Source organism: Bradyrhizobium neotropicale (genome assembly GCF_001641695.1).
GTDB lineage: Bacteria > Pseudomonadota > Alphaproteobacteria > Rhizobiales > Xanthobacteraceae > Bradyrhizobium > Bradyrhizobium neotropicale.
Genome location: NZ_LSEF01000007.1, coordinates 1 through 5,796 on the forward strand (window position 1 = coordinate 1; position 5,796 = coordinate 5,796).

The window sequence follows — 5,796 nt, forward strand, 5'->3', positions numbered from 1 at the left end:
TAGGCGGTGTGGACTCTAAGGATTCCCTTTTGAGAGCAAATCAGATTCAAGGCTTCTTTTTGGGAGGCGGCCTTGGGTGTGATGGATCGTTTGGTGTTGAGCGACGCGGCCTGGGAGCGCATGGCGCCGCTGATCATAGGCCGGCCCGACCAGAAGGGTTCGACCGGGCGGGACAACCGGATGTTCGTGGAAGGTGTGCTCTGGATCGTGCGTACAGGCTCTCCCTGGCGCGACCTTCCGGAGGCGTTCGGAGACTGGAACAGCGTATTCCGGCGCTTCAGTCGATGGAGCATCAAGGGTGTTTGGTGGCGGATCTTCGAGGCGATGTCTGATGATCCAGACTTCGAATATCTGATCGTCGATTCCACCATCGTCCGGGCGCATCAGCACGCCGCCGGGGCGAAAAAAGGGGGTCTGAAGATCAGGCGCTTGGCCGCTCGCGCGGCGGCCTGAGCACGAAGATACATATGGCCGTTCGCGGCTTGGGGTGTCCTGTACGGTTCACGCTCACCGCAGGCCAGAAGGGCGATGCACCACAGGCCGCCGCATTGATCGAGGGACTGCCGGCCGAGGTCGTCATCGCCGATACAGCCTATGACGCCGATCATTTGCGCCAAGACATCGCCGCCAAAAAGGCGCTCGCCGTCATCCCCAACAACCCGTCACGCGCCCTCAAATATCCGCTCGACAAACATCTCTATGCCCAGCGCCATCTCGTGGAATGCTGCTTCTCCAAACTCAAGCAGTTCCGCCGCGTCGCTACCCGCTTCGAAAAGACCGCCCGAAATTACCGAGCCGTCGTCACTCTCGCTGCCATCGTCCTATGGATGCGATAAGTGTCCACACCGCCTAGGGCCAGTGCGATGGCACGGCCGATGCCGTTGCCCGCGCCCGTGACGAGTGCCGTGTCATGCGCGGGATCGAACGGCGTGCTCAATAGGCTCATCTCGCTCTCCGTGGCCAGGATGATGGTCACGATAGCGTACCGCCCGGAGACGCGACAATTGCGCCCCTGCACCATTGCGGATCGGCGCCGCGGACGCTAGCCTCCCCGGAAAATCGGGAGGTACCAAGAATGCGCTATGGTTTTCTGTTCGCGGGCCTGTTGCTGATCGCTGCACCGGCACAAGCCGAACCGCGGACGGTCTATGTGACGAAGGTCTTGCAGGCCTTTGCGGCCAAGGTCGAATGTCCTGGCATGGACGTGGCCTATCAGGATCTGGTCCAACAGGCGCAGCAGATGCACCTTCCCGACGGTACCACCGAGAAGGTGCGCAAGGCGATCGCCTACATGCACACCGGCGGCAAGATGGGCGAGAAGCAGGACGACGACCTCATGGCGGAGGTCGCGGTGGCGACCCAGGCGACCGATCTCGACCAGCGCCGCCTCGGTATGACCACTTGGTGCGAAGCCCAGAAGGCCAACCTCGCCGGGTTCATCCACAGCAAGAACTAGCAGGCCGCCGGCACCGCCCGAGCTGGCTGTGAACCTCGGGCCCGTCCTTCGCGTCCAATCCTTCGAGCTGAGGACAACGCGCGAGGGGCCATGCCCGCAAATCATCCGCATCGGAAGCGCCGGATGGCGGCGCTTGCCGTCGCGAATCTGGCGGTACCTGCGCCCGCCGCAACGAGATGGCCCATCGAGCCAGCCGGGCAGTGATCCGCCAGCGTCGTTAAGCAAGCCGCGACGGAACCGACGCCTCGGCCAACAATCGTCACAATCCTCGCCAGCATCGGGGCGTCTTCGAACTGGAGGAACCTGATGCGGATTGTTGATGCCGTTGCGGCCGGCGCGCTTGCCGCCGCGCTGCTGATGGCGCCGGCGCTGGCGAGGAATTCCGAGGCCCAGAAGGGCGAGGACAAGGCGGCCTCGTCATCCTGCAGCGCCTATCAGCAGGCGCCGGACGGATCGTGGGAACAGCTTCCCTGCAAGGAATCAGGCGAGCGCGGACAGGCACAAACCCAGCACCGGACTCAGGCGCAGGGGACTGATCGCGAGGAGCGCTGAGCCGCGCTCCCCGTTTCCGCGCGTCAGCTCTGGTGCGGCCCGCGCATGATCTTCATGGCATCGACGATGTGACGCCATTCCTTGGCTTCCTCCGCCTCGCCGCGGCCCTCGCAAGCCTGCGCCTGTTCGGCGGCCTTCGCAATCGCAGCGAAGCCGTGCTTTTCCAGCATCTGTCGCGCAACAGTATGAACCTGGACCTCGGACATCATGGGGCGCTCTCCGGTTTGACGAAGCCGCGGCGACCACTCGTGTCCCACGGGTTCCTCACAACGATCGAGTCCCCGGTCTCGTTCCGCCCGCATCCGGCAGCACACACGCAAAGGCAGCCCGCCATTGCCGGCGGACTGCCTTCTCTTCCACCCCAAAGTCAGACGACCCCGGCCGGATCCCCTATCCGACCGCCACCCGTTTGCGTTCAATGTCGTTGGGTACCTCGATGTCGACCTCAAGCGTCGACACCTCGTCACCGCGCTCCAGCCGCACGATCACCTTGGTCGGATCGAGTGTGACGTGTTTCGAGACGACGGCGAGAATTTCTTCGCGCAACACGCCGAGAAGATCGGGTTGGCCGCGCTGTCCACGCTCATGAGCAAGCAGGATCTGCAACCGTTCGCGCGCGACGGGAGCAGAGGCCTTGTTGCCGCGGAGAAGCCGAAGGAGACCCATGCTCATGCAGCCCTCCGTCGCAGCAGGCGGTCCATCAGACCTCTGCGCTCGGCGGGGATGTGCATCGCCACGGTCTCGCCGCAGAGACGCTTGGCCGCATCGATATAGGCACGAGCCGGAGCGCCGTCGGTATTCGCGAGCGTCACGGGCGTGCCGACGTTGGACGCCTTGAGAACGTCCTGGCTCTCCGGGATGATGCCGAGCAGCGGTGTCGCCAGGATCTCGAGGATGTCGTCGATGCTGAGCATCTCGCCGCGCGAGGCGCGCGAGGAATCGTAGCGCGTGATCAGGATGTGCTTCGTGACGCGCTCGCCCTTCTCGGCCCGCACCGTCTTGGAGTCGAGCATGCCGATGATGCGGTCGGAGTCACGCACCGAGGAAACCTCGGGATTGGTGACGATCACCGCTTCGTCGGCATAGCGCATCGCCATGGAGGCACCACGCTCGATGCCGGCCGGGCTGTCGCAGATCACCCAGTCGAAGCGGCTGCGCAGGTCCGCGATGACGTTGCCCACGCCCTGCTCCGTCAGCGCGTCCTTGTCGCGGGTTTGCGAGGCCGGCAGCAGCCAGAGATTCTCCAGCCGCTTGTCGCGGATCAGCGCTTGCGGCAGTTTGGCAACGCCCTGCACCACGTTGATGAGGTCGAACACGACGCGGCGTTCGGCGCCCATGACGAGATCGAGGTTGCGCAAGCCGACGTCGAAGTCCACGACAACGACCTTGTCGCCGCGTTGCGCCAGTGCAGCGCCCAGCGCGGCGGTCGTCGTGGTCTTGCCGACCCCGCCCTTGCCTGATGTCACGACCAGTACCTTACTCATCTAAAATGTCTCCTTTGCTGGTCAGTTCAGTGCGGTAATTCGCATGGTATTTCCCTGCAGCCAGGCCTGCGCCGGCTTGCCGCGCAAGGCGGCGTCGATGTCGTCCGCGGTCTGGTAAAACCCATCAATTGCAAGCAGTTCGGCCTCGATCTTCTGACAATAGATGCGCGCGCTCGTGTGCCCGTTGACCCCCGCCATGGCGCGCCCGCGCAAGGCGCCGTAGACGTGGATCGACCCCCCTGCGACGACCTCGGCGCCGGAGCCGACCGATCCGAGAATGGTGATGTCGCCTTCGGGGAAGATCACGGTCTGGCCGGAGCGGACGGGGGTTTCGAGCAGTAGCGAGGTCGGCTGCTTGGTCTGTTTGGTCTCGGCCTTCTTCGGCGCATTCGGCTCGACGACGCAGTGGCGTCCGCCCGTAAGCAGCGGCGGCATGGCCGGCGTCAGCCGCGCCTCCTCGACGCCCTCAATGCCGAGCACGCGGATGTTGCGGTCCTGGAGGCTTGTGAGCAGATGGCTGATGCCGGACTGGCTGAGATCGACCGAAGAAAGGTCGACCACCACGGGCCGGCCGACGAAGAAGCCCGGTGAGCGTGCGATCGTGGCGTCGATCTCCAGCAGCCAGTCCTGGATTGGAACCGTCGGCACGAACACGAAGGCCACATAGGACCGCCCGCGCAGGCGTACCATCTGGCGTTGAGGTTTTACTGCTGCCTCCATGGCGGCCGACTCGTTCCTGTTATTGAATGGTTAACGATGCGGCGGATTTGGTTAACGGCCGGTTAATTATGTCTGTGGGGTTACATGGACTGGTCTTTGACTGCGGGCGGACGCACTCGCCCCAACACCTCTGTCATGCCCCGGCTTGACCGGGGCATCCAGGGCGGATTCAACCGCTCGTCGCAACACTCGAGCAAAAGAGGTTGCGATGGAGAAGCGTGTGCGGACAGATCGTCCCCGAGAGGTCCTACGAGAAGATTATAGACCGTTCTGGACTGCGATTGCCTTGGGGCGATCGAGCGGGGATGCTGCGGTTGAGGCCGGGGTGTCGCCGTCGGTCGGAGTACGCTGGTTCCGGAGGGCGGGCGGTATGCCGCCAACACATTTGTCGCGATCGTCCAAACCTCGGTCGGAGCGCTACCTGTCGTTCGCCGAACGTGAGGAGATTGCCATCTTGCGCGCGCAGGGGCATGGGGTGCGAGCCATCGCTCGTCAGCTCGGCCGGCCTCCATGCACGATCTCCCGTGAGCTCCGTCGCAATGTGGCGCGCCGCCATGGCGCTCCAGAGTACCGGGCGACCACGGCACAATGGCATGCTGATCAGTCCGCCCGACGGCCCAAGTTTGCGAAGTTGGCAATCAACCCGACCCTGCGGGATTATGTGCAGGACAGGCTTGCCGGTATGATCGCTAAGCCAGACGGGGCGCTCCTCGTTGGCCCGAAGGTCGTGTGGAAGGGCCGCCGGGCGGTGCATCGGCAAAACCGACGCTGGGCGACGGCATGGAGCCCGGAACAGATTTCTCGGCGACTTCGGCTCGACTTTCCCGAGGATGAGACGATGCGCATCAGTCACGAGGCAATTTATCAGGCCCTTTATGTGCAGGGTCGAGGAGCTTTGCGCCGTGAACTGACGGCCTGCTTGCGCACTGGGCGGGCCTTGCGGATGCCGAGGGCGCGCGCCCGCAAAGGCAGAAGCTTCATTCCTTCCGAGATCATGATCAGTCAACGTCCGGCGGAAGCTGCCGATCGAGCTGTGCCGGGTCACTGGGAAGGTGACCTCATCATGGGCCTCGGTAGTTCCGCGATCGGCACTTTGGTGGAGCGCACGAGCCGTTTTACCATTCTGCTGCATTTGCCGCGCATGACCGGTCAGGAACAGGATGCTCGCGTGAAGAATGGACCTGCACTCGCCGGACATGGCGCTGAGGCGGTGCGAGACGCCATCACCCGCGCAATCTTCACCATGCCCGAGCGACTGCGGCGGTCTCTAACCTGGGATCAAGGAGCTGAGCTGGCTCAGCACGCGCGTCTGAAGATCGATGCAGGCGTGCAGGTCTACTTTTGCGACCCTCACAGCCCGTGGCAGCGCGGCACCAACGAGAACACGAATGGGTTGCTGCGCCAGTACTTTCCAAAGGGGACGGATCTCAGCATGCACGATGCCGATGATCTGGAGGCCGTGGCTCTTGCACTCAACACAAGGCCCCGCAAAACCCTCGGCTGGAAAACACCGGCAGAAACCCTCGACGAATTGCTCCGAGTGAGCGATACACGGAGTGTTGCGACGAGCGGTTGAATCCGCCC

7 protein-coding genes and 1 pseudogene are annotated in these 5,796 nt (G+C 63.6%); 4 read left to right on the top strand and 4 right to left on the bottom strand.

The window, feature by feature from the left end:
• The first annotated feature begins 120 nt into the window (after positions 1–120).
• The 3 genes and pseudogenes from AXW67_RS39970 (at position 121) to AXW67_RS00755 (ending at position 2,008) form a co-directional block, all read left to right on the top strand.
• Positions 121–836 (top strand): annotated as a pseudogene (locus AXW67_RS39970) (IS5 family transposase).
• Between the two features lie 239 nt (positions 837–1,075).
• Positions 1,076–1,456: a hypothetical protein gene (locus AXW67_RS00750; protein WP_027556059.1), complete on the top strand. Its 381-nt coding sequence runs from the start codon at positions 1,076–1,078 to the stop codon at positions 1,454–1,456.
• Between the two features lie 306 nt (positions 1,457–1,762).
• Positions 1,763–2,008: a hypothetical protein gene (locus AXW67_RS00755; RefSeq protein WP_027556060.1), complete on the top strand. Its 246-nt coding sequence runs from the start codon at positions 1,763–1,765 to the stop codon at positions 2,006–2,008.
• A 23-nt stretch (positions 2,009–2,031) separates the two neighbouring features.
• Here the strand turns inward: AXW67_RS00755 and AXW67_RS00760 are convergent, their stop codons facing one another.
• The 4 genes from AXW67_RS00760 to minC all read right to left on the bottom strand — a co-directional run bounded on the left by AXW67_RS00760 (position 2,032) and on the right by minC (position 4,212).
• Positions 2,032–2,217 (bottom strand): hypothetical protein, encoded by a 186-nt coding sequence (locus AXW67_RS00760; protein ID WP_063675880.1) that lies wholly within the window; start codon positions 2,215–2,217, stop codon positions 2,032–2,034.
• Between the two features lie 181 nt (positions 2,218–2,398).
• The gene (minE, locus tag AXW67_RS00765; RefSeq protein ID WP_063675881.1) at positions 2,399–2,680 is read right to left on the bottom strand and encodes a cell division topological specificity factor MinE; all 282 of its coding nucleotides are present in this window, start codon (positions 2,678–2,680) and stop codon (positions 2,399–2,401) included.
• Entirely contained in the window at positions 2,677–3,492 is an 816-nt protein-coding gene (gene minD, locus AXW67_RS00770; protein ID WP_063675882.1) for a septum site-determining protein MinD, read from the bottom strand. Before minD ends, minE begins: the two co-directional genes overlap by 4 nt.
• 21 nt (positions 3,493–3,513) lie before the next feature.
• On the bottom strand, positions 3,514–4,212 hold the full coding sequence (minC, locus tag AXW67_RS00775) for a septum site-determining protein MinC (RefSeq protein WP_027556064.1): 699 nt from the start codon (positions 4,210–4,212) through the stop codon (positions 3,514–3,516).
• A gap of 208 nt (positions 4,213–4,420) precedes the next feature.
• On the opposite strand from minC, the gene AXW67_RS00780 reads away from it, so the two are divergent.
• Positions 4,421–5,788, top strand: a complete 1,368-nt coding sequence (locus tag AXW67_RS00780; RefSeq protein WP_201723621.1) for an IS30 family transposase — start codon at positions 4,421–4,423, stop codon at positions 5,786–5,788.
• Positions 5,789–5,796: the final 8 nt, after the last annotated feature.

What these genes read in the sequence shown, in the direction of transcription:
- AXW67_RS00750 (WP_027556059.1), top strand. Translation starts at nt 1,076, where the DNA reads ATGCGCTATGGTTTTCTGTTCGCGGGCCTGTTGCTGATCGCTGCACCG.
- AXW67_RS00755 (WP_027556060.1), top strand. Translation starts at nt 1,763, where the DNA reads ATGCGGATTGTTGATGCCGTTGCGGCCGGCGCGCTTGCCGCCGCGCTG.
- AXW67_RS00760 (WP_063675880.1), bottom strand. Translation starts at nt 2,217, where the DNA reads ATGATGTCCGAGGTCCAGGTTCATACTGTTGCGCGACAGATGCTGGAA.
- minE (WP_063675881.1), bottom strand. Translation starts at nt 2,680, where the DNA reads ATGAGCATGGGTCTCCTTCGGCTTCTCCGCGGCAACAAGGCCTCTGCT.
- minD (WP_063675882.1), bottom strand. Translation starts at nt 3,492, where the DNA reads ATGAGTAAGGTACTGGTCGTGACATCAGGCAAGGGCGGGGTCGGCAAG.
- minC (WP_027556064.1), bottom strand. Translation starts at nt 4,212, where the DNA reads ATGGAGGCAGCAGTAAAACCTCAACGCCAGATGGTACGCCTGCGCGGG.
- AXW67_RS00780 (WP_201723621.1), top strand. Translation starts at nt 4,421, where the DNA reads ATGGAGAAGCGTGTGCGGACAGATCGTCCCCGAGAGGTCCTACGAGAA.